Origin of the sequence: Sorangium sp. So ce363 (assembly GCF_051520435.1) — a bacterium.
GTDB lineage: Bacteria > Myxococcota_A > Polyangia > Polyangiales > Polyangiaceae > Sorangium > Sorangium cellulosum_B.
Map to the genome: position 1 here is coordinate 5,272,301 of NZ_CP150333.1, position 20,760 is coordinate 5,293,060.

Annotated in this window: 15 protein-coding genes and 2 tRNA genes; 5 read left to right on the plus strand and 12 right to left on the minus strand. The window is 71.0% G+C overall.

Annotation, left to right across the window (positions count from 1 at the left end; genetic code table 11):
• The first annotated feature begins 46 nt into the window (after positions 1-46).
• Positions 47-943, plus strand: a complete 897-nt coding sequence (locus WMF12_RS20050) for an isoaspartyl peptidase/L-asparaginase (RefSeq protein WP_437873137.1) — start codon at positions 47-49, stop codon at positions 941-943.
• 16 nt (positions 944-959) lie between these two features.
• Positions 960-2,474, plus strand: coding sequence for a phytoene desaturase family protein (locus WMF12_RS20055; RefSeq protein WP_437873139.1), 1,515 nt, complete (start codon positions 960-962; stop codon positions 2,472-2,474).
• Positions 2,475-2,617: 143 nt separating this feature from the next.
• Here the strand turns inward: WMF12_RS20055 and WMF12_RS20060 are convergent, their stop codons facing one another.
• On the minus strand, positions 2,618-4,192 hold the full coding sequence (locus tag WMF12_RS20060; RefSeq protein ID WP_437747244.1) for a sigma 54-interacting transcriptional regulator: 1,575 nt from the start codon (positions 4,190-4,192) through the stop codon (positions 2,618-2,620).
• Between the two features lie 451 nt (positions 4,193-4,643).
• Positions 4,644-5,570 carry a hypothetical protein gene (locus WMF12_RS20065; protein WP_437873142.1) on the minus strand — a complete coding sequence of 309 codons (927 nt, stop codon included), beginning with the start codon at positions 5,568-5,570 and terminating at the stop codon, positions 4,644-4,646.
• A gap of 462 nt (positions 5,571-6,032) precedes the next feature.
• Here WMF12_RS20065 and WMF12_RS20070 point away from each other — a divergent pair, with 462 nt between their 5' ends.
• Complete coding sequence (locus WMF12_RS20070; RefSeq protein ID WP_437873144.1) at positions 6,033-7,547, plus strand: alkaline phosphatase family protein; 1,515 nt, start codon at positions 6,033-6,035, stop codon at positions 7,545-7,547.
• A gap of 60 nt (positions 7,548-7,607) precedes the next feature.
• Positions 7,608-9,263, plus strand: coding sequence for a murein biosynthesis integral membrane protein MurJ (murJ, locus tag WMF12_RS20075; protein WP_437873146.1), 1,656 nt, complete (start codon positions 7,608-7,610; stop codon positions 9,261-9,263).
• Here the strand turns inward: murJ and WMF12_RS20080 are convergent.
• A complete protein-coding gene (locus WMF12_RS20080; RefSeq protein ID WP_437747248.1) occupies positions 9,232-9,846 on the minus strand; it encodes a protein-tyrosine phosphatase family protein in 615 nt (204 codons plus the stop codon). The two genes, murJ and WMF12_RS20080, sit on opposite strands and share 32 nt — an antisense overlap.
• Before the next feature lie 158 nt (positions 9,847-10,004).
• Between WMF12_RS20080 and WMF12_RS20085 the strand changes: the two genes are divergently transcribed.
• The gene (locus tag WMF12_RS20085) at positions 10,005-11,699 is read left to right on the plus strand and encodes a L,D-transpeptidase (protein ID WP_437873147.1); all 1,695 of its coding nucleotides are present in this window, start codon (positions 10,005-10,007) and stop codon (positions 11,697-11,699) included.
• 59 nt (positions 11,700-11,758) lie between these two features.
• Here WMF12_RS20085 and WMF12_RS20090 read toward each other — a convergent pair.
• The 9 genes from WMF12_RS20090 to WMF12_RS20130 form a co-directional block, all read right to left on the minus strand.
• Positions 11,759-11,835, minus strand: a tRNA-Met gene (locus WMF12_RS20090).
• A 140-nt stretch (positions 11,836-11,975) separates the two neighbouring features.
• On the minus strand, positions 11,976-13,364 hold the full coding sequence (locus WMF12_RS20095) for a TonB family protein (RefSeq protein ID WP_437873149.1): 1,389 nt from the start codon (positions 13,362-13,364) through the stop codon (positions 11,976-11,978).
• A gap of 68 nt (positions 13,365-13,432) precedes the next feature.
• The gene (locus WMF12_RS20100; protein ID WP_437873151.1) at positions 13,433-14,227 is read right to left on the minus strand and encodes a TatD family hydrolase; all 795 of its coding nucleotides are present in this window, start codon (positions 14,225-14,227) and stop codon (positions 13,433-13,435) included.
• Positions 14,228-14,235: 8 nt separating this feature from the next.
• The gene (locus WMF12_RS20105) at positions 14,236-16,638 is read right to left on the minus strand and encodes a PrkA family serine protein kinase (protein WP_437873153.1); all 2,403 of its coding nucleotides are present in this window, start codon (positions 16,636-16,638) and stop codon (positions 14,236-14,238) included.
• 24 nt (positions 16,639-16,662) lie between these two features.
• Positions 16,663-17,184: a hypothetical protein gene (locus tag WMF12_RS20110; RefSeq protein ID WP_437747253.1), complete on the minus strand. Its 522-nt coding sequence runs from the start codon at positions 17,182-17,184 to the stop codon at positions 16,663-16,665.
• Positions 17,185-17,345: 161 nt separating this feature from the next.
• Positions 17,346-18,617, minus strand: coding sequence for a serine/threonine-protein kinase (locus WMF12_RS20115; RefSeq protein WP_437873155.1), 1,272 nt, complete (start codon positions 18,615-18,617; stop codon positions 17,346-17,348).
• A gap of 13 nt (positions 18,618-18,630) precedes the next feature.
• On the minus strand, positions 18,631-19,386 hold the full coding sequence (locus WMF12_RS20120) for a zinc ribbon domain-containing protein (RefSeq protein WP_437873158.1): 756 nt from the start codon (positions 19,384-19,386) through the stop codon (positions 18,631-18,633).
• Between the two features lie 35 nt (positions 19,387-19,421).
• Positions 19,422-19,495, minus strand: a tRNA-Ile gene (locus WMF12_RS20125).
• A 275-nt stretch (positions 19,496-19,770) separates the two neighbouring features.
• Entirely contained in the window at positions 19,771-20,760 is a 990-nt protein-coding gene (locus WMF12_RS20130; RefSeq protein ID WP_437873159.1) for a formylglycine-generating enzyme family protein, read from the minus strand.

A 20,760-nucleotide genomic window follows, 5' to 3' on the forward strand; every position in this document is an offset into this window, starting at 1 on the left:
CTGCCTTCGCGGCGGCGCGCCGTCGTGGTACGCGCAGGAGAACGACGTGGACTACGTCATCCTCACGCACGGCGGGGTGACCGCGCCGCAGAGCGGCTCGGAGAGCTGCGCCAGGGCCGCCGACGAGGCGCGCCGCGCGCTGGACGGGGGCGGAGAGGCGCTCGCGGCGGCGATCGGGGCGACTGTGCGCCTCGAGGACGACCCACGCTTCAACGCCGGGACGGGCGCGAACCTCCGCCTCGACGGGCAGACGATCGAGATGGATGCGGCCGTGATGGCCAGCGATGGACGGTTCGGCGCAGTGGCGTGCATCGAGCGGGTGAAGAACCCCGTCCTGGTCGCCGCGAAGGTGATGGAGACGCCGCACCTGCTCCTCGCCGGCGCAGGCGCGACGGCGTTCGCTCGCCGGCTGGGGTTCGCCGACCATGATCCGGTCACCGAGGAGGCGCGCCGGAAGCACGCCCGCGCCCTCGCCGCGCTGCGCGGCGAGGGCGGAGACGACGAAACCACGAACGACGCGGCGCGCTTCCGTGCGCTCACGGCGACGCGGTTCTGGAACTTCGACGCCGAGCCAATCGAGTGCGACACCGTCGGGGCTGTCGTGCGCGACACGCACGGCCGGTTCGCCGCCGCGGCGTCGACGGGCGGGTCGACCTACTCGCTCCGCGGCCGCATCGGGGACGTGCCGCTCCTGGGCGCAGGGATCTACGCTGGCCCCCACGGCGCCGTGGCGGCGACCGGCGTCGGCGAGGAGATTGCGCGCCGCTTCCTCGCGCGGACCGTCTATGACTGGCTCGCCGATGGCGTCGCGCCCGCGCGCGCCGCGCAGCGCGGCGTCGCGATGTTCCCCGACGTGCTCGCCGTCGGCGTGCTCGTGGTGGGGCGGAGCGGCCAGGCGATCGCCTCGAACCGCACCATGGCAAGCGCGCAGCTCGTGGGCTGAGGAGCCGCAGACGACGATGCAAAGTGGAGACCCTGATGCGATCGTGGTGGGCGCGGGACCGAACGGCCTCACGGCGGCGGCGTACCTCGCCCGCGCGGGCTTCTCGGTGCTCGTGCTGGAAGCCGAGCGAGAGCCGGGCGGCGCGGTCCGCACGCGCGAGGTGACCCTCCCCGGGTTCCGCCACGATCTCGGCGCGGCGTTCTTCCCCTTCGGGCAGACGAGCCCCGCGCTGGTGCCGCTCGATTTGCCGGGGGCCGGCCTCGTGTGGCGGCACGCGCCGATCGACAGCGCTCACCCGGCGCCCGACGGGACGTGCGCCTCGATCGCGCGGGACGTCGAGGCGACGGCGCGGTCGCTCGGCGAAGATGGCCCCGCGTGGCGCCGGATCGCCAGCTGGCACGCGGCCACCCGCGAGCGGCTGCTGAACGCGCTCCTGTCCACGCCGCCCGCCCTCGGGCCGCTGCTCCGGCTCGGGCCCCTCAACCTGCTCCGCCTCGCGCAGGTGGCCCTCTCGAGCGGACGTGGCTTCGCGACGCGCACCTTCCGGACAGAGGCGGCCCGGCGCGTTGTCCCCGGGCTCGCGCTCCACACCGACGTGGGCCCGGACGATCCCTGCGGAGCGATCGTCGGCTTCATGCTCACCGTGCTCGCCTCGAGCGGCGGCTTCGCGGTGCCCGAGGGCGGCGCCGGCGCGATCACGAGCGCCTTGCTCAGGCGCGTCGAGGAGCGCGGGGGCGCCCTCCGCTGCGGCGCGCGTGTCGACCAGATCATCGCCAGGGAGGGACGAGCGGTCGCGGTCCGGCTCGAGGACGGCCAGGAGCTCCGCGCCCGCCGCGCGATCGTCGCCGACCTCGCCGCGCCGACGCTCTACCTCCGCCTGCTCGCGTCAGAGCTGGTTCCCGAGCGGGTGCAGCGCGCCATGCGCCGGTTCCGCCAAGGGTTCGGCACCTTCAAGATGGACTGGGCGCTCGACGGCCCGACGCCGTGGTCCCACGAGGACCCCGCGCGCGCGGCGGTCGTGCACGCGGGCGACAGCCTCGACGACCTCTCGACCTTCACGCGGCAGGTGCGCGCCGGGGCGCTCCCCGAGCACCCCTATCTCGTGATCGGGCAGCAGTCGCTGGTCGATCCGACGCGCGCGCCGGCCGGCCGCCACACCCTGTGGGCCTACTCCCGCGTCCCCTCCTCCATCGAGGGCGGCTGGGCGGACTCGCGCGAGCGCTTCGCCGATCGCATCGAGGCGCGGATCGAGGAGCTCGCCCCTGGCTTCCGGCAGAGGATCATCGCCCGGAAGATCTGGGCGCCGGACGATCTCGAGGCGATGGATGCAAACCTCATCGGCGGCGATCTCGGCGGAGGCTCGGCCGACATCCGGCACCAGCTCATCTTCCGGCCGGTGTTCCCCTATTTCCGCTACCGCACGCCGCTCCGCGGCCTGTATCTAGGCTCGTCCTATGCGCACCCCGGCGCCGGCGTCCACGGCGCGTGCGGGCGCAATGCGGCCCTGGCGGTGCTGGAGGACGAAGGCTAGCGCGCGGCGCATCTTCGTGCGCCACGGGCTCAGCCGCGTCGTTCGGCTCGCTGCGGCGTACTTTCGTATGCCTCACTCGCCCGTCTGGCGGCCGAGCCCGCATCCCACGGACCTGCACCCCGCTCCAGAGGCGCCGCGCTTCGCTACTTCGACCGCGACGACGGGCCGTCCCGGTAGTCGGAGCGCTTCAGGCCGTGGCTCGCGATCTTCTCCTGGAGCGTGCGCAGCGGCATCCTGAGCCGCCGAGCGGCCATCGCCAGGTTGCCGTTGGTGCCGCGGAGGGCATCGAGGATGATCTCCGTCTCCAGACGGTCCATCTGCGCCTTGAGCCCGATCGTCGGCGCGGAGCTGGGCGGCCCTGCGAGCTCGACGGGAGTCCGATCAGGCGGCGGCGTGGAACGTTTGGGCGCCGAGAGGGAGTGGATGCTCTCCGGCAGGTCGAGCGGGGTGATGACATGCCCCCGCGCGATGACGACGGCGCGCTCGATGGCGCTGCGCAGCTCGCGTACGTTGCCCGGCCAGGGGTACTGCTCCAGGAGCGCGAGCGTCTCCGGATCGAGCGAGCGCACGTTCCTGCGGTGCACCTCGCTCGCCTGCCGGAGGAAGCGCTGCGCCAGCGGTCCGATGTCCTCCCGCCGCTCGCAGAGCGGCGGGATGCGCAGCGGCGCCGCGTTGAGCCGGTAGAGCAGATCCGAACGGAACGTGCCCGCCTCGCACATCGCCTCGAGATCGCGGTACGTGGTCGCGACGATCCGCACGTCCACCTCGATCTCCTTGGTCGAGCCGAGACGGACCATGCGACCGGTGTCGAGGACGTGCAGCAGCGCGGCCTGGCAGGAGGGCGGGAGATCGCCGATCTCATCGAGCACCAGGGTGCCGCCCGCACACGTCTCGAAGACGCCCTCTTGCGCGTGGACCGCGCCGGGGAAGGCGTCGGCCTCGTGACCGAAGAGCGTGCTCTCGAGGAGCTGGGCGGGCACGCCGCTGCATCCGACGCGGATCATCTGCATCTTGTGGCGGGGGCCAGCCTCGTGGATCAGCCGCGCGAGCACGTCCTTGCCGGTCCCCGTCTCGCCCTGGAGCAGCACGGGCGCGGACGAGCGCGCGAGGCGCATCGCGGTCTCGAGCACCGGGCGCATCGCGGGGCTGCGCATCACGAGCCCCTCGTCGCCGACCGTGCGCAGCCCACCCACCGGCGTGGATCCTCCCACCAGGTTCTCGATGCTCGGCATCTTTCTCCGCTCCGAGGCGCCACGACGCCCGTCGAGCGCGTCGAGGTTCAGCACCGGCAGCTCGGCGCTCGCGATCACGCGCAGCGACGCCGTGATCTCCCCGAGCATCACCTCGTCGCCGGGCTTCAAGACACCGTGCTCGACGCGCTGCCCGCTCAGGAAGGTGCCGTTCGTGGAGCCGAGATCCTGGATGAGCACGTCGCCGCGCTGGAACGTGAAGCGCGCGTGGCGTCGCGACAGGCTGCGCTCGGGGATCGCGACGTCGGCGCTCGGATCGCGGCCGATGACGACGCCGACCCCCTCGATCAGCCGCACCGTCTCGGCGCCTTGCCGGTGGTAGATGATGAGCAGCACGTGCGGCTGCGTCCCGCGCTCGCGGCTCAGCTGCGTCAACGCATCACGGACCTGCGACATGGCGATCGGGTCCGTCACGCCCAGCTGCGACTCAACCTGGACCTCCTGTGCTCCGAGGTCGTCGTGCAGCATGGATGGCCGTGCGATCTTGGGCTCCACAGGCAAGTCGACGCCAGCGTGGCCTTCCTCAGACGCGCCCGGCTCGCGGACGTCCGGCGAAGATGGAGTCGTCGGAGCGGCCGGACGCGAGTGATTCATGCGTTCTCTCTCATGCGTGCCCGAGGAGCCTCCGGCTCCAAATGTTGGCCCGCGAGCCCTGCTCGCGCTCGTCCCGTTATCCTATGACCATAAGCCAGAGGTTGCCCGGCGCGCAAGGCGCGAGCAGCACTTCGTCGGCGCTGCGGCGGTAAGCTTTGGTTTCTCTGCTTCCTCTGCTTCCTCTGCTTCCTCTGCTTCTGCTTCCTCCTCTCCCTCGCAGCCTCGCTGCCTTTGCCTCTGCTGCCTCTACATCCCAGTTCTTTCTCTTTCGTTTCTGCAGTGTAGCCCTCGGACGCATCCTCTGCAGGCCACCTCGGCGCTCCGCTCAGATCTGGCGCACAACGCGCTCGCCAGAGGCGAGCGATCGCGCGGATGGCTCCTCGGCGCTGCAGTGTGCGCTGAAGCGAGAGCACGGGAGGTCCTCGAGCGATGGGAGCTCCGCATAGCCGCGGGGACCGGCGATCTCGTTGAAGCAGCGCCCGAGCCAGCCCGGAATGACGAGCGCATAGGTGCGCGCAAGCCGTCGAGGATCGTCCAGTGTGCGCAGCATCGCAAGGTAGGTCACTTCTCCATAGGTCGCCTTGAAGGCAGCCGCCTGCTCAGGGCGCGCCAACCAGCTCATGACGCCGGCGCGATCCGCCTCTGGGTGGAACTGGACCGCCTCGACGCCGGGCGCGACCTGCAACCCGAGGATCGCCCGCCCCTTGGAGATGCCGTCACGGCTCTCACGAGCGAGGAGCTGGCCGCCGAGGGAGCTCAGCTGGCGCTCGTCGAGGTTCACCGCCTCCCAGTTGCGGTGCTCGAACGCGAAGAGACGGTCCCCAAACGGCGCCAGCAGCGGGTGTTGCTGGCCGACGGGGGTCGTGTAGATCGGCATGACGCCGAACTTGCGATCGGCGCGGGGCACGACGTCGGCCAGCTTGTAGTGATGGACGACGAGCTCGAACGAGTAGCAGATCGCGAAGAGAGCACGCCGGTGCGCGCCCCCCTGGATCGCCGACTCGACCACGCCGTCCACGAAGCGCGCAAAATCCCGCGTCCAGGGCTCGCCCTCCCCATCAAAGGGAGAGCCGGGCCCCCCTGACGCGAGGTACAGATCGCAGTCCGTAGGGATGGGTGCGTTGGTGTCTCTGGGAGACACCTCGACGACCTCGCAGGATAGGCCCGGATTGCCCGCCTGAACGCGTTCGAAGAACCCCGCGGCGAGCCCGCGTAGACAGCGCATCGCCTGGTTCACGTGGCCATTGTTCATGTCCACGATGCACAACCGCAGCGGCCGGCCGTTCGCGACGGTAGCTTGCCGGCCGGGAGTAGGTGGAAGTGGATTCGAGCTCATCGGAAGGTGACAGTTCGCAGACGTAGACCCCTGCGTTTTTTACCCATACCACCCCGCTGACCTCGCGAAAAGAATGGTTTTCTCCGGTACACCCGTTACACCCGTTGCGCCGGTTACGTCGACTGTTCCCGCTACTTCGGCTTCATCGGCTGATCCCTTTACGTTTACGTCGACCACCTCCGTCACATCCGTCATGTCCGTCACATCCGTTGCGTGTGTCATGCCCATCACACCAGTTATGTCCATTACAGCGGTTACATCCGCTTCAGTTACGTCCGCTACGTCCGCTACATCGATTACGCAGCGGACGATTCGTCACCTTCTGGATGAGACCAAAACTCCTTCCTCGGACCCGCGTTCATGGGAATCCTGTGCGTGATGAACAAACGGAATGGTTCGACCTGTGATCCTCTGACCCGCCGCCATGTGCTGACCGGGCTCGGCGCTGCGCTCGGCGCCTCGGCCTTCGGATGCAGCACCCCAGAGGGCGCGATGTTGCTCGGCGACGCCCCGCCGAGCGCGGGCAGCGCGGACGAGAGCGACGGAGCCGGCGGTGCGGGTGGCTCAGGAGGTGCGCTCGGCTCAGGACAGCCGGAAGGTGGGGAGGCCGGCGGCGCTCCGGATCGGTGCGCAGAGACGGGAGGTCTGAGCCCGGCGGAGCTGCTGGCGCCCATCAACACCATCGTCGTTCTCTGTATGGAGAACCGCTCCTTCGACCACTATCTCGGCTCGTTGCTGCTGAAAGAGGGCCGGCAGATCGACGGTCTGACAGGCACAGAGTCGAACCGAGCGCTCGATGGGACGCGGATCTCGCCCTTCCAGCTCGACAACTTCACGCCCGCCGACCCGCCGCACAGCTGGGACGCTGCCCACACGCAGTGGAATCAAGGGATGAACGACGGGTTCGTCATCGCGCACGCAGGGCCGGACCAGCGCGACGTCATGGGCTATCACGTGCGGGAGCATCTGCCGGTCCTCTACGCGCTCGCAGACGCGTCGACGATCTGCGAGCGCTGGTTCTCCTCGGTGCTCGGCCCGACCTGGCCAAACCGGTTCTACCTGCACGGCGCCACGTCGAGGGGCGTCTCGAGGAACGTGCCGGTCACCGGCTTCACGAGCGTGTTCGAGCTGCTGAGCGACGCAGGGATCTCCAGCAGGAACTACTTCCACGACGTCCCGTGGTGCTCGGGTGCGTACTTCAAATTCAAGGGCGTCTCCGGGATCGAGCGCTTCTTCGAGGACGCGGCCGCGGGGATCCTCCCCTCGTTCTCCGTCATCGATCCCCAGTTCTTCGGCGCCACCGCGAACGACGATCACCCGGACCACGACGTGCAGCTCGGGCAGGTGCTCATCGCCAGCATCTACAACGCGCTGGCGAAGAGCCCCCAGTGGGGCCAGTGCCTCCTCGTGATCACCTACGACGAGCACGGGGGCTTCTTCGACCACGTCGCGCCGCCGTCGACGACGGACGACGATCCCCTGTTCACCCAGCTCGGGTTCCGGGTGCCGTCGATCGTGGCGGGCCCGTTCGTCCGGAGGGGCTGCGCGGTGAGCACCGTGCTCGACCACGCGTCGGTGATCCGCACGCTGGAAGCGCGCTTCGATCTCCCCTCGCTGAACGCGCGCTCCGCCGGCACGAACGATCTCTCATGCTGCATCGATCCGGCGCTCCTCCGCGCTCCTCAGGCGCCGATCCTGCTGCCCGAGATGGACATCTCCCTGTCGCGGCTGCGCTCGCGCACCGAGTCCGGGATCTCTCAGCCGGAGCTGTGGGAGGCCGCGGAGCGCGGGCTCATCCCGCGGCACCTCGATCGCCGGGACGAGGGGCCGGCCATCGCCCGGCGGGTGCTGGCGCACGCCGAGCGGCTCGGCACGGCGAGGCTCAGGGACTGAGGCGCCGGCCAGCCGGCGCCGAGGTCGCCCGGGGGCAGGAGGTCTGATAGAAGCGCCGCCGTGCCGCCCGATCTCAATCCGCCCGCCGCCATACAGGCAGGGACCACGCCGGCGAGCGCAGCCCCGGGCGCGCCCCCGGCGACCAGCGCAGGCCCGCCGGCGGCCGGGCAGGAGAAGGCGACCAGCGCGGCGCGCTCGTCGGCGATGGTCACCGCTGGGATCATCCTCTCGCGGCTCGTCGGGCTGCTCCGCCAGCGGGTGACGGCGCACTTCTTCGGGACATCCGAGCTCGCCGACGTGCTCGCCGCGGCGTTCCGCGCGGGGAACATCACCCAGAACCTGCTTGGCGAGGGGACGCTCTCCGCGACCTTCATCCCCGTCTACGCGCGCCTCCGCGCGGCCGGCGACGCGCGACGCGCGGCGCACTTCGCGCTCTCCGCCCTCGGGATCCTGCTCGTCGCCGCCGCGGCCGCGTCGCTCGCCGGCGTGCTCGCGGCGCCGTGGCTGTCCTTCCTGGTCGCGGCGGGCTTCGACGACGACAAGCTCGCCAGCACGACCCGGATCGTCCGGATCATCTTCCCGATGACCGGCCTGCTCGTGCTGTCCGCGTGGGGGCTCGGCGTGCTCAACGCGCACCGGCGGTTCTTCCTCCCGTACGCCGCGCCCGTCGCGTGGAGCGCCGCCCAGATCGCGGGGCTGCTCGCGTGCGGCGCGTGGCTCGGCATGCGCGGGGAGCCGCTCGCCGAGGCGCTCGCGTGGAGCGCGCTCGCGGGCGCGGCGCTGCAGCTCTCGCTGTTGCTCCCATCGGCGCGCTCGCTGCTCGGCGGGCTCAGGCCGCGCCTCGACGCGCGCGACCCGAGCGTCCGAGAGGCCGGCAGCAAGCTGCCCGCCGCGCTGCTCGGCCGCGGGATCATCCAGGTGTCCGGGCTCGTCGACACGCTCCTCGTGAGCTTCCTCGGCGCCGGCGCGAACGCGGCCTTCAGCTACGCGCAGACGGTCTACCTCCTGCCGATGAGCATCCTCGGCGCCGGCGAGGCCGCGGTCGCGTTGCCCGAGATGGCGCGCGACACGGCCGAAGCCGACGTCGCGCGGCGCAACGAGGCGCTGTCGCGCCGACTCGGGGCGTCGCTCGCGCGGATCACGGTGCTGACCGTGCCGACCACGGCCGTGTTCATGGTGCTCGGGCGGGAGCTCATCACGTTGCTGCTGCAGACCGGGACGTTCGACCAGGAATCGACGGCGAGGGTCGAGCCGCTCGTGTGCGCCTACGGCCTAGCGCTGCTCGGGAACGCCGCCGGGCGCGTGCTGATCACCGCGTCGTTCGCGCTGGGGGACACGAGGACCCCGGCCCGCTACGCGCTCTATCGCGTGGTCGTCAGCACCGCCGTCGCGCTCCTCCTGATGCAGTGGCTCGACGTGCTCGGCGTGGTGCTCGGCGCCGTCATCGCAGGATGGGTCGAGGCGATCGCCCTCGGGCGCCGCGTGCGGCGCGAGATCGGCGGGCTCGGGCTGGATCAGATCCGGATCGGCCGCGTGGCCTTGCTCGCGGCGATATCGGTCGGCTGCGGCGCCGCGTTGAAGGCGGCGCTGCCCGAGGCGGTGGCCTCGGCGCCCTGGGGTGCCGCGCTCATCCTCGCTGCGTCCGGCGGCGCCTTCGCCGTCGCAGCGCCTGCGCTCGGGCTCTTCAGCCTGAAGTCCCTCCTGCGCCGGAGGTGATCACGGGCGGCGCCGCGCGCGCACGGCGCTCCGCGTGCGCACGGTGCCACGCGACGTAGCGCTCGACGAACGCGCGCTGCACGGGGCGCAGCGCGACGCGCGGACGCCGTCGCTCGATCAGGGCGAGCGCCTCGCCCACCTCGACGCCGCCGCGGGTGGCGAGGTAGCAGAGCGCGAGCGTGACGCTCCTGCCCACGCCGCTCGCGCAATGGACGTGGACACGGTGGCCAGCGACGATATGCCGCTCGAGGAACGCCACGCCGCGCGCGGCCTCCTCGAGCGTGGGAGCGCACATGTCCCAGCAGGGGATGCGCAGGTACTCGACCCCCGCCGCGCGCAGCGCGAGCACCGGATCGTACAGCTCGCGCGACACGTTGATCACGGCGCGGACGCCGAGGCGACGAAGCTCGACGACGTCGCCTGGAAGAAGGAACCCCCCGATCAGGAGGTTCGGGCTCACCCACGTGCGCCACGGGTGCCGCGGCCGGAGCGACGCGGAGGCGCGGCGCAACGCCAGGAATGCATAGAAAACGAGGGCATACGGCGCGAGCAGGAGGAACACCACCGCAGGGCGAAAGCGCACGCGCACCTCATGGCGTCGACGCTCGCTTCGCGCCAGCGGCCTGGCGGCACGCGCGCCGATGACGCACGCCCACGACACGCGCGCCGAGCGCACCGACGATGCGCAGGCGACGCCACGGAACTTGGCCCAGCGCGCGCGAACCGGGCATGCATCGGCAGATGCCGCTCGCTTCCTTGCCGACGGATCTCTCCCGCTCGGTCTCGCCTCCGCGCCTCCGGACGCCGCTGCCCTGCGCGCCACGGCGCCTCGACGGCGGCCCCCGCTCGCGACGCGTCGATGGGCGGCTCGCAAGCTTGCTCGTCGCGCTGACCGTGTGCGGATGCAAGCCGGCAGGCGCGGCGGTGGAGCTGTCGAAGGAGGGGGCGAGCGACGATGCGCTCGAGGTCGCCGCGCTGCCAGCGGACGGCCCCAAGCTGGTCGCGCTTCGCGCAGGGACGCCCGTGCTCGCGCGTCCGCAGGCGGGCGCACGCAAGCTCGGCGAGCTCTATCCTGGCGCCGCCGTCGTGAGGTCCTCGGAGCCGTACGGACGCGCGGGGTGCAGCGGCGGTTGGTATGCGATCCGCCCTCGCGGGTTCGTCTGCGTAGGCGACGGCGCGACGCTGAACACCGACGTGCTCGCGCTCCTGCCGGCTCTGCCCGACACGTCGCGGCCCCTCCCCTACCGCTATGGCCGCGCGCGAACCCAGGGCGCTCCGGTGTATTTCGGGGTGCCCAGCCGCGAGGAGCTGCAGCACGCCGAGCCGGATCTCGATCGCCATCTCGAGCGTGTGCAGCGCAGCGACGCGCAGCTCGGCGCGTCAGCCAACGACGTCCCGCTGGACGCGCGCGGCGTCTCCTCCGGGCCCCCGGTGCTGCTGCCGCGAGGCGACGGCATCGGCGAGGACGGGCGCAGGACCGAGGCCGGATACTTCCTCTTCCCCATCGCCGACGCGATCGCGCCGCTCCCGCCTGTCGTCGCGCTCGGCATCGACATCGACGGAACGGGCGGCGCCCGCGTCGATCTGCGCGCCGCGCTGAAGACGGTGGCGCTGCGCAAAGGCAGCGGGGTCGCGATCACCCGCACGTTCACGGCGGGAGCGAACGACGGACGCAGGTTCGGCGTGACGCCGGAAGGACGGCTCGTCCCGACCGACCGGCTCCAGGCCGCGCTCGGATCACCGTGGCACGGCCTCGACGTCGAGAAGCTCGGGCTGCCTGTGGCGTTCGTCCATCGCCACGACGTTCACACGTGGTCGCTCAGCCGCGGCAAGGCAAACGCGAACGACGAGGAGCTCGAGCGCCACACGGGCGTGCCGCTCACGGGCAGGTTCAGGACGGTGGACGGCGTCCGCTTCGAGGAGGCGCGCGACGGCTTCTGGATGCGCGCGCAGGACCTTGTCGTCATCGTGCGTCGCACCAAGCTCCCCGACTTCGCCAAAGGCACGCAGCGCTGGCTCGACGTCAGCGTGGTGAACCAGACCCTGACGGCCTACGAGGGGCAGAAGCCCATCTACGCCACGCTGATCTCGTCCGGACGCGATCAGCTGCGCGACCCTGAATCGACCGCGTCCACCGCGCGCGGCACCTTCCGCGTGCGGAGCAAGCACGTCACGCGCAACATCGATCCGCGCGAGGTCGCCGACAGCTTCGACGTCACCGACGCCCCGTGGGTGATGGACATCGCGCCGAGCCAGGCGATCACCGGCATGTACTGGGGCGCCGGGGTCGGCGAAGCACAAGGCTTCCACGACATCGCGCTGACGCCCATCGATGCGCGGCGCATCTTCCTGTGGGCCGAACCGGAGCTCCCCGAAGGCTGGCACGCTGTGTACAGCAACGACGAGGAAGGAACCCTCGTTCACGTGCGGCCTTGATGTTCACGCAGCCACCGCTGGCCCTCCGAGGGAGGCCAGCGGCCGACTGTCACCATTGCTGGTGCCGAAGGAGGGAATCGAACCCCCGACCCGGCGCGTATGAAACGCCTGCTCTAGCCAGCTGAGCTACTTCGGCAAAAGTGAGGGCGGACTAGTACCGCCCCGTCTCTGCTCTGTCAAGCAAGGTCGTGCGCGTTGCGACGCGTGATCGTCGCGGTCATCTCCGACTTCTCGGTCATCTCGGTCATCACAGTCATCCCCAAAGATGGCTCGGGGTCACCGTTCGCGCTCTCGGTGCTTCGGCAGGACCGCGGGGTTCCTCGCCTCGAACGGCATCGACCACCGGAAGCTCTCGCCGAGCTCGGGCGGCACCGGGGGGTACGGCGAACCGCGCAGCACCGCGCGCCGGCAGTTCTCATCGAACTCGGGGATGCCGCTCGGCCGCGTCACCGACGCGCTCCCCACGGTCCCATCCGCGCGGATCACGAAGGTCACGATCACGGTCCCCTGAAGCCCCTCGCCTGCGGCCCACTTGGGAAACGCGTCGGCCCACAGCGGGTGCAGCTTGGCCATGACCTGCCTCATGTAATGGCTGCGCCTGCGATCGAGCGGATCGTTGTCGAGCAGCCGCCCGCGCCCTGAGCCGAGCGCGCTGGAACGCGCACCGCGGCCCGCCACGCTACCCGCGCCGGTCGCGCCCGGTCCTGCCTGTCCGCCTGGCCCGAACCCACGCGCCCCTCCGGCCGAGCTGGCGTGAACGAGCGACTGGATCGCCGTCGCCACCTCCTGCTCGCTGTCCACCGTGTCGTTCGGGTGCCCCACGGCGTCGGCGGGGACGGATGGCGTGCCCACCGCGACCATCGGCCGCGCCAGCGGAACCGCCGCGCTCTCGCGGTGATCCTCGCCGGGCCGCCCGTCGCGAACGCCCAGCCCCGCGGACGCGCGCTCGCCTCCCTCGACGGCACCGCCTGTGGCGCGCGGGCTCGCCCCCAGGGAAAGCGTCGCGTCGCGCGCAGCGGACGCGTCGGTCGCGCCGTCGATGCCTGCAGGCTGGGCCGCAGCGCCGAGCTTACCGCCGCGACGCTGGGGCGCGCCTCCATCGCGCGCCCCGAGCGACGGATCGCGCTCGGCCGACGTGCGTCGCTCGGCCCGACGGCCTACCCGCCCCCCCGCGAGGAACGTGAGCTCCATGGGCTCCCGGCTGGCGCGCCAGTCCTCGCGCGATGCGCGCTGGGACGACGAGCGGATGCGCTGGATCTGGCTCCTGTCGAGGCGCGAACGGATCTCTGGAGACAGAAAGGTCGCGTCGTCCCTGTCGGCGAGGTTCAACGCAGGCAGCTCCGCCGCGTCGGTACCGCCACGCCCGCTCGTCCCCGTGTCCGGCCGCGGTGCGTCTTCCCCTCCGCCGCGCGAAAGTCGGACGGCCAGCTCGGACGCGGTCGCCGCCGCGCGGTCGAGCGTGCCGTCCGTGACGACAGGCAGCTCGATCTCGATCGGCGCGCTCATCGGGGCTGGCGACCCGACCGTCCGCGCGCGCGCTACGTCCCGTGCCGAGAACGAGCCAGCGACGACCAGCGCGCCTGCGCCCACCAGCCCTGCGTGGGCCGCGACGGAGAGCGCCCACGCGGAGGCGATCCGGCGACCGTCGCGAGACCTCTGCGCCATCGTGCTGTCACTATGCCTCGAAACGTGCCTGGGGCGAGCCCGCAGGCGCGGACCCGCGCGCGCTCGTCTCAGCCGGTGAGCGCGCCGTCCTGCGGAAGCCGCAGCCGCCTGCGGGTGTTCTCCGCCGTGCGCGCGGCAAGCGCCTCGAAGGGCTCGCCCCGGAGCTCCGCGACGAAGCGCGCCGTGTGCAGCACGTGCCCTGGCTCGCACCGTTTCCCCCGGAACGGCACCGGCGCGAGGTAAGGGCTGTCCGTCTCGACCAGGATCCGATCCGCCGGAGCCCAGGCGGCGACCTCCTGGATCGCGCGCGCAGTCTTGAAGGTCACGATGCCCGAGAACGAGAGGTCGAAATCGAGCGCGAGCGCCCGCTCGGCGAACGCGCGATCCTCGGAAAAGCAATGGATGATGCCGCCGACGTCGCTCGCCTGGGCGCGCTCCAGGATCGCGAGCGTGTCTTCTGGCGCCTCGCGCGTGTGGATGACAATGGGCTTTTCCACCCTCCGAGCGAGGGCGACGAGGTCGGCGAAGACGCGCTGCTGTGTGTCCTTCGGCGAGTGCATGTAGTGGTAGTCGAGGCCGATCTCGCCGACGGCCACGACCTCGGGCAGGCGCGCGAGGACCTCGAGCTCCGCGAGCATCCGGTCGTCCAAGGCAGAGGCATCGTGCGGATGGACGCCGACCGCGGCGTGCACGTCGGCGCGCCGCGCCGCGAGCGCCGCGGCGAAGCGCGCCGCGGAGAGATCCGCGTCGACGCCGACGACCACGAACGCGTCCACGCCGGCGGCCCGCGCGCGGTCCAGGACGGCGTCCGCTCCTTCGCGAAAATGACGCGGATCGACGTGGCAGTGGGAGTCGATGATCATGCTTCGCTTCAGGTGACGAGCTCAGCGAAGCGCGCGCGGAGCAGCGCGCTCGCGGCGTCGAGCGCGCAGCGGTCGCAGTAGCCCATCCCGCGCAGCCGCTCGAGCGCGCGCGTCGCGTTCCTGCGCTCCTCCTCGCGCAGCTCGCCCCAGCCCTTCTCGGACTTGCCGTCGCTCTGCGCGTCGCGCAGGAGCGCGACGAGATCGCGAACCAGGAGCGCCACGCCCTTGCGCCGCTCCGTGAACACCGCCTCCCGCAGCTTGCGGATCTGCTGCGGGAACACGACCGCGTTGACGATCTTCTGCCCAGGGTGGTCGATGGCCCATGCCGCGATGGCCGAGATCAGGCCGCGCCGGTGATCGTCGTGCTTCGTGCGGACCCCGAGGAGCGCCTCCACCTCGCGCATCATGCGCTCGTCAGGGTTCTCGAAGTCGCCGGTGTGCGGGTTCCTGATCTTCTCCCCCTTCACCCAGACGCCGACGTGGGAGACGTACCGATCGAACAGCTCGGCGTAGCGCGTCTCGTCGACGAGGCCGCTGGCCGTCCGCATCTCCTCCTCGGTCGTGTCGAGCAGGCGCGTGCGCACGACCTCACGGAAGAGCCGGTGATCGTGGTAGCCGCCCGCGAGCTGCTTCTCCTTGAGCCAGTCGTACTCCGCCTGCCGCTTGCAGAGCGCGTCGAGCTCCGAGAGCACCGCGAACGGGGAGAGGCACGCGTGGTCCTCGCTCTGCGCCGCGTCGAGCAGGAGCGTCCGCACCTCCCGCGGCGAGACGCCGAGGCGCCCCTCGAAGTCCACGGACGCGTCGCTCTCGTGGTAGATCGCCTCGATGCCCGCGCGCAGGACCTTCTGCGCCTCCGCGTCGAACCGCTCCGGCGCCGTGCCCGTCGCGAACAGCTCCATCTTCTCGACGGCCGTGAGGCTCGAGACGAGCGGCGCGAGCGCGTCGGGGTACCGCTTCGCCTCCGGCTGCCGCATGCGGGTGAGCACGGCGAACTGCGCGGCGACGCGCGTCGCGTGCGGGGCGACGTGGCGGGTCACGAACGGGACGATCTGCGTGTCGTAGATCGCCTGCTCGTCGGGGTAGCTCCGGAGGTAGGGCGCACGCAGGAGCTCGAAGCGCCCGCGGAAGCTCGGGAACTCCGGGTGCTCCCGGAAGGCGTTGAGGTGCACGTCGTTGGCGCTTCCGATCATCACGACGTTCGTCTGCACCGTCTGCTGCGGCAGGCTGACCTCCCCCGTCTCCAGCGTGAGCTGGAGGTACCGGAAAGCGTCGAGCGGTCGCTTGAGGAGATCGCTGAACTCGAGCACGCCCCCGGCGGCCTCGATGAGCTCACCGTGCGCCTCGAAGAGCGTCGTCGCCTGGAGCGAGGTCGGGAGCGAGGCGAGCGAGCGATCTGCCGTGATCTGCCGCTCGCCGGCGTCGACCGAGAGCTCCGGGCCGATCGTGACGGCGCCGACGCGGTAGCGGCGGGAGATGAAGTACCGCTCGACCTGGACGTGCCGCAACGTCTCGACGAGCGAGCCGCCGCTCGCCACGAGGAGCGCCTCGAAGACCTGCTGGTTCTTGTGGGACAGCTTGCCGCTCATCAGCCACTCGGGCGGCGGCTCCGTCGCGCCGGCGTCCTCGTAAAGCTTCAGGATGAGCGCCCGCCGCTCGCGCACCGGGAGCAGGAACAGCGGGTGATCCCTGAGCTCGATCACGAGCCGGGCGTCGATCTGATCGTCCTCGAGGTGGGCGTAGCTCGTGCCGTCCGCGGCGCTCGCCTTCACGTCGCCGCCGAAGCCGATCGAGCCGCGCATCGTCTTGCGGCTCGGGAACACCCAGTGGAAGCGGTACACGGCCCCCTCATCGAGGGTCGAGTAGTGCTCCAGGGCGCGCAGGATGCAGGCGGCGAGCGTGCTCTTCGCCGAGCCGTTCGGCCCGTGCATCAGGACGAGCCTGTTGGCCCTGCCCTCGCGCACGAAGTTGCAGAGCACCCGGTAGACCTCGGCCTGCAGCTCTTCGTGGCCGATCAGCGCGAAGTCCCGCCCGTGGTACGAAGCCGCGGCCGGCGCGCCCTGCTGCGCGGGCTCGGTTGCGGGCAGCTCCCACGGCAGATCGAAGAGCTGGAACCGGGTCAGCTCCCCCCAGGGCTTCTTGATCGTCCGCGTGCCGAAATGGTCGAACATGTCGCGGACGTAGCGAGCCGCGTCGCGTCCGAAGCGGACCGGATTGGAAGCGAAGAGCTCCAGGTACTGCTGGAAGGAGAGGACCCGCTGCTCTTCGTTGAACCGCCTGGCCATCGAGGAGGCGATGGCGTCGAGCTCGGAGAGGGCCTTTCGAGCCCGCTCAGCCGCACTGCCTTGGACCGTCTGGCTGGGGCCGACCTCGCTGGGCTGGCCCCCCCGGTAACCGGAGGTGTCGTTGTTCACGTGAGGCTGAGTTTACCGTTCCGCCTACTGCACGTCGACGACCGCCTCGAGCTCCTGCTTCTGCATCAGGCAATTCGCGGCGCTGCAGATGCTGAAGGAGAGCACGCCCGCCACCTTGGTCTTGCCCTTCTTGGCCGCCACGAACGGGACCTTGAGGACGCCCTTGGTCTCCTCGAACGCGCCGTCCTCGCGCTTGAGCAAGGGCTTCGGGTACGAAACGCCCTCGGCGGCCGCCTCGGTGACCTTGAACTTGATGGGGTATTTGTCGTTGATGTGGTAGTCGCCCTTAGACAGGAGCGACACCTCCACGAGCCCCTCCTGGCCGGCCTTGTACGTCCCTGTCGGCTTCATTTCGAGGGTGTAGACCGCATCCTCGACCTTCGATTTTCCGCCCTGGGGTGGGGCTGCAGGTGCTGCCTCGGTGGCGCCGCGAGAGGTCGCCGCTTCGCTCTGGCTACAGCCGAGGACGGGGAGCCCGGAGAGCGCGATCAGGCACATCGCGGCGGAGAGGGGCTTGCCGGTCCGAGTTGAAGGATGAGTGCTCATGGTCAACACAAATAACACAGCGGCGGCGCCAGCGCGAACGCCGGGCCCCGGCGCCCAGGACGATGGCGCACTGAACCGGAGCGCGCGCACGCCTTACGCCGCCGCCGCCGCCGCCGCGCGTAAGGCGCAACGTCGCACGAGCGCACGGCCCGGCGCCGCCGTCAGCGCGAAATCAGCAGCGCGACGAGCGCACAGAGCAGCACTGCCGCGCCGGCCACCGCGGGGATGACCCACCGCGGCAAGCGCTGTGGCACGCCCATCACGATGTCCTCGGCGAACGCCTCGGAAGCGTCCGGCGAGGGCGCGATGGCCGCGGCGGCGATCGACCCGCCGCTCGCGCCGGCGGGGACCGCGCCCACGCTCGCCGAGGCATGCGGCTGGCGGGCCAGGACCGACGGCAGCGCGGCGCGGATCCGGGCCGCGAGCTCCTTCTGCGGTAGGTACGCCCAGTCGCGGTGCGACCCCGCGAGGCCGTACGCCTGACCCACGCGATCGGCGAGCAGGCCGACGGAGGGCAGGCGCGCCTCCGGGCTCTTCATGAAGGCCTCCTCCATCACCGGATCGAGCGAGGCCGGCGCCCCGTACGCCTTGCCCGCCACGCTCGGAGGCAGCGGATTATTGCCCATGATGGCCACGAGGATCATCGGACCGGTCGGCGCGTGGAACGGGACCTGCCCCGTGACGCACTCGAACACGATCGCCGCGACCGACCAGACGTCGGCGCGATGGTCGAGCGCGAGCAGCCCCTGCGCCTGCTCGGGGGACATGTAGAAGGGCGACCCGATCGTCGTGCCGACGACGGTCAGCTTCTTCGCGCCCTCGCTGTTGTCGCGCACGCTGCCGAAGTCGAGGATCTTCACCATGTCGCCGTCGTGCGTGCCGACCAGGAAGATGTTGTCCGGCTTGAGATCGCGGTGCACGACCTTGCGCTTGTGCGCCTCCTCGAGGCCGAGCGCGATCTGCGACAGCATCCGCACCAGGCGCTCGGGGGGCAGCACCTTGTCGCGCTTGAGGACCGTCCGGAGCTCCTCGCCCTCGAGGTACTCCATGACCAGCGCGAAGCTGTGGTCCTCGGTCTTCTCGAAGGCGAGCACGTCGACGATCTGTTCGTGGGGCAGCGACGCGCTGACCTCGAACTCGCGGTGAAAGCGCTCGACGCTCACCTCGTCGAGCGCGACCTCGGGGTGGAGGATCTTCAGGGCGACGCTGCGGCCGGTCCGAAGATCGAGCGCCTGGTAGACGCGCCCCATGCCCCCGTCGGCGACGATCCGCCAGATCTGGTAGCGCCCGCCGCAAAGGGTCGCGCCGACGCGCCTGTCCTCCGGGTGGACCGGCGGCGCTACCTCAGCGACCGGGATGAGGCGCTGCCCGTCGACGGGACAGAAGCCGCTGTCGTGCGAGAAGAGCCTGAAACAGGCGGAGCACGTCTTCAAGCCGCACCCGGGATCAGGCGCGGGAGGGGTCCGCGGCCGGCGTGCTGCCCGTCGCGGGCTCCGGCGGCATGTAGTAGAGGATCCGGTTGCAGTTCGGGCACCGCTCGAACTCCTCCTGGCGGCGCATCTTCTGGAACATCATCGGCGGCACGGACAGGTGGCAGCCGAGGCATGTGCCGTCGTAGGTGCGGGCGATCGCGACGGGCCTGCGCGTCCGGATCGACTCGTAGCGGCGGTACAGGACGACCGGCAGCTTGCCGACCACCTGCTCGCGCGCCTCGGCGCGCTGGGCGCGCTCGGCCTCGAGCGCGGCCAGCGACGCCTGCGTCCCCGGCGCGCTGCCGTCGATCGCCCCCGCCAGATCGACGCGCTTCGCCTCCGCCACATCGATCGCCGAGCGCGCCCCCTCGGAGGCCGAGTTCAGCCGCTCGATCTCTTCCTCGCGATCGCGGTGCAGCTTGCGCAGCTCCTCGATCTCGCGCTGCGCCGCGTTGGACTCGCGCTCGTTCCGGGAGCGCTGCAGCTTCTCCCGCGAGCGCTCGATCTGGCTCGACATCTGTCGGAGCTCGACGACGAGCTCGGAGCGCGTCTTCTCCATCGCCGCCAGGGTCTCCCGATCGCCCTTCAGCCGCTCCTCTAGCCGCTTCAGGTCGGACCGCATCCCTTCCAGGCTGCCGCGCTGTTTGTCGAGCTGCTCATCGATGCGGCGGATCTCGCTGTCGATGGCCGACAGCTCTTCGAGGAATGCGATCTGCTCGCGGATGCTCACGTGCTTCCTTGTCTCCTTCTGTTTCGTGGCTTTCGTGGGCCCACCTGGACTCGAACCAGGAACAGCCCGGTTATGAGCCGGGGGCTCTGACCGATTGAGCTATAGGCCCTGGTACAAGGGCGAACCCCCGATCGGGGCCGCCCACTTTCGCACCGGCGGACAACGTAGTCCAAGCGGCGCGCAGTTGGAAGGGGAGCGGTTCGGCCGGACCGGGTTCGACGATGGCGCCACGGCGGTCAGGGGTGGCTCGGCCGTGAGGGAAGCCCGTTCGCGGACCGGGCGCAGCGCGAGGGGGGCCTCGCCGGGCATGGCGCAGGGACATTGCGCCGGCGCGCGCGGTCAGTCCAAGCCAGAGGCCACGCCAGAGGCCCGGGCTGCGGCCCCTCACGGCCCCTGCCGCCCGCCCGGATCGACCATCGGGCTGCGGCGTGGGATGCGCGCTGTCTTGGCCGCCGGGGTCACGGCCTTGCCCCCGTCGAGGGCGTCGGAGCAGCACCGGAACCCGACCTGATAGAAGCGGAACCACCGGTTGTGCGTCGACGTGACCGGGCGGCATCGCGAGCGGATCGGCCCCCAGTAGCCGCCTTTCAGCGTCGATCGAAACGGCTTCTCGTCCAGCGTGCCGAGCTCATTGTTCACCCACTCGTCGACGTTGCCGGTCATATCGCGCACGCCGAAGGGGCTGACGCACCGGTGCATCTCCCCGGACGCAACCCGGCGATCGAGCCGCTCGACCTCCGCCGAGATCTTCCATGGGTCAGCGAACGTCTCGAGCACCGGCATCGAGATCTTCTTGTCGATGTTGCAGGCTTCGGGATCGCGAGCGATCCCGTAAGGATAGGGCCACATCTGCGGCCCCTCGCACGCGAACTCCCACTCCTCGCCGGAGCAGAGCCGCTTGCCCTCGATCTCGCAGGCGCGCTTCGCCTCCAGCCAGTTGACCATCACCACCGGGCGGACGCCCTCGATGTTCGGGTACTCGAAGACGTCGATGCAGAAGCGCCGGTGCTGGAGGCGCCCCTCGCAGAGGACCTCCGGCTCGAACCGCGCGCAGATGTCCTTCTCCTCGTCGATGTAAGCGGCGCAGTGGTGCCCGACGTACGGGCAATAAATGCCGTCGACGAGCACCATCCCGCCGAGGCACGCCGCGCGGCTCTCCGGGTCGACGCGCACGTACGCAGGCAGCGGCGGTGGCGCCGGAGGCGCCACCGCGGGCGCGGGCGGGGCCGGCTCTGGCGGGGCGATGCTCGCAGCCGGGGCTGCGCTCGCCGCGTCGGGCGGCCCAGGCGGCCTCTGGAAGCGGGGAGCAAAGAGGAGCGCGCTCACCAGGGCGGCGACGACGAGGGCGGCGATGAAGGCGATGCGCTCGCGCAT

Excerpts from the sequence above, each read along its gene's own strand:
- WMF12_RS20055 (WP_437873139.1), top strand. The coding sequence starts at position 960 with ATGCAAAGTGGAGACCCTGATGCGATCGTGGTGGGCGCGGGACCGAAC.
- WMF12_RS20060 (WP_437747244.1), bottom strand. The coding sequence starts at position 4,192 with ATGCTGCACGACGACCTCGGAGCACAGGAGGTCCAGGTTGAGTCGCAG.
- WMF12_RS20065 (WP_437873142.1), bottom strand. The coding sequence starts at position 5,570 with ATGAACAATGGCCACGTGAACCAGGCGATGCGCTGTCTACGCGGGCTC.
- WMF12_RS20070 (WP_437873144.1), top strand. The coding sequence starts at position 6,033 with ATGAACAAACGGAATGGTTCGACCTGTGATCCTCTGACCCGCCGCCAT.
- WMF12_RS20085 (WP_437873147.1), top strand. The coding sequence starts at position 10,005 with ATGCCGCTCGCTTCCTTGCCGACGGATCTCTCCCGCTCGGTCTCGCCT.
- WMF12_RS20095 (WP_437873149.1), bottom strand. The coding sequence starts at position 13,364 with ATGGCGCAGAGGTCTCGCGACGGTCGCCGGATCGCCTCCGCGTGGGCG.
- WMF12_RS20100 (WP_437873151.1), bottom strand. The coding sequence starts at position 14,227 with ATGATCATCGACTCCCACTGCCACGTCGATCCGCGTCATTTTCGCGAA.
- WMF12_RS20110 (WP_437747253.1), bottom strand. The coding sequence starts at position 17,184 with ATGAGCACTCATCCTTCAACTCGGACCGGCAAGCCCCTCTCCGCCGCG.
- WMF12_RS20130 (WP_437873159.1), bottom strand. The coding sequence starts at position 20,760 with ATGCGCGAGCGCATCGCCTTCATCGCCGCCCTCGTCGTCGCCGCCCTG.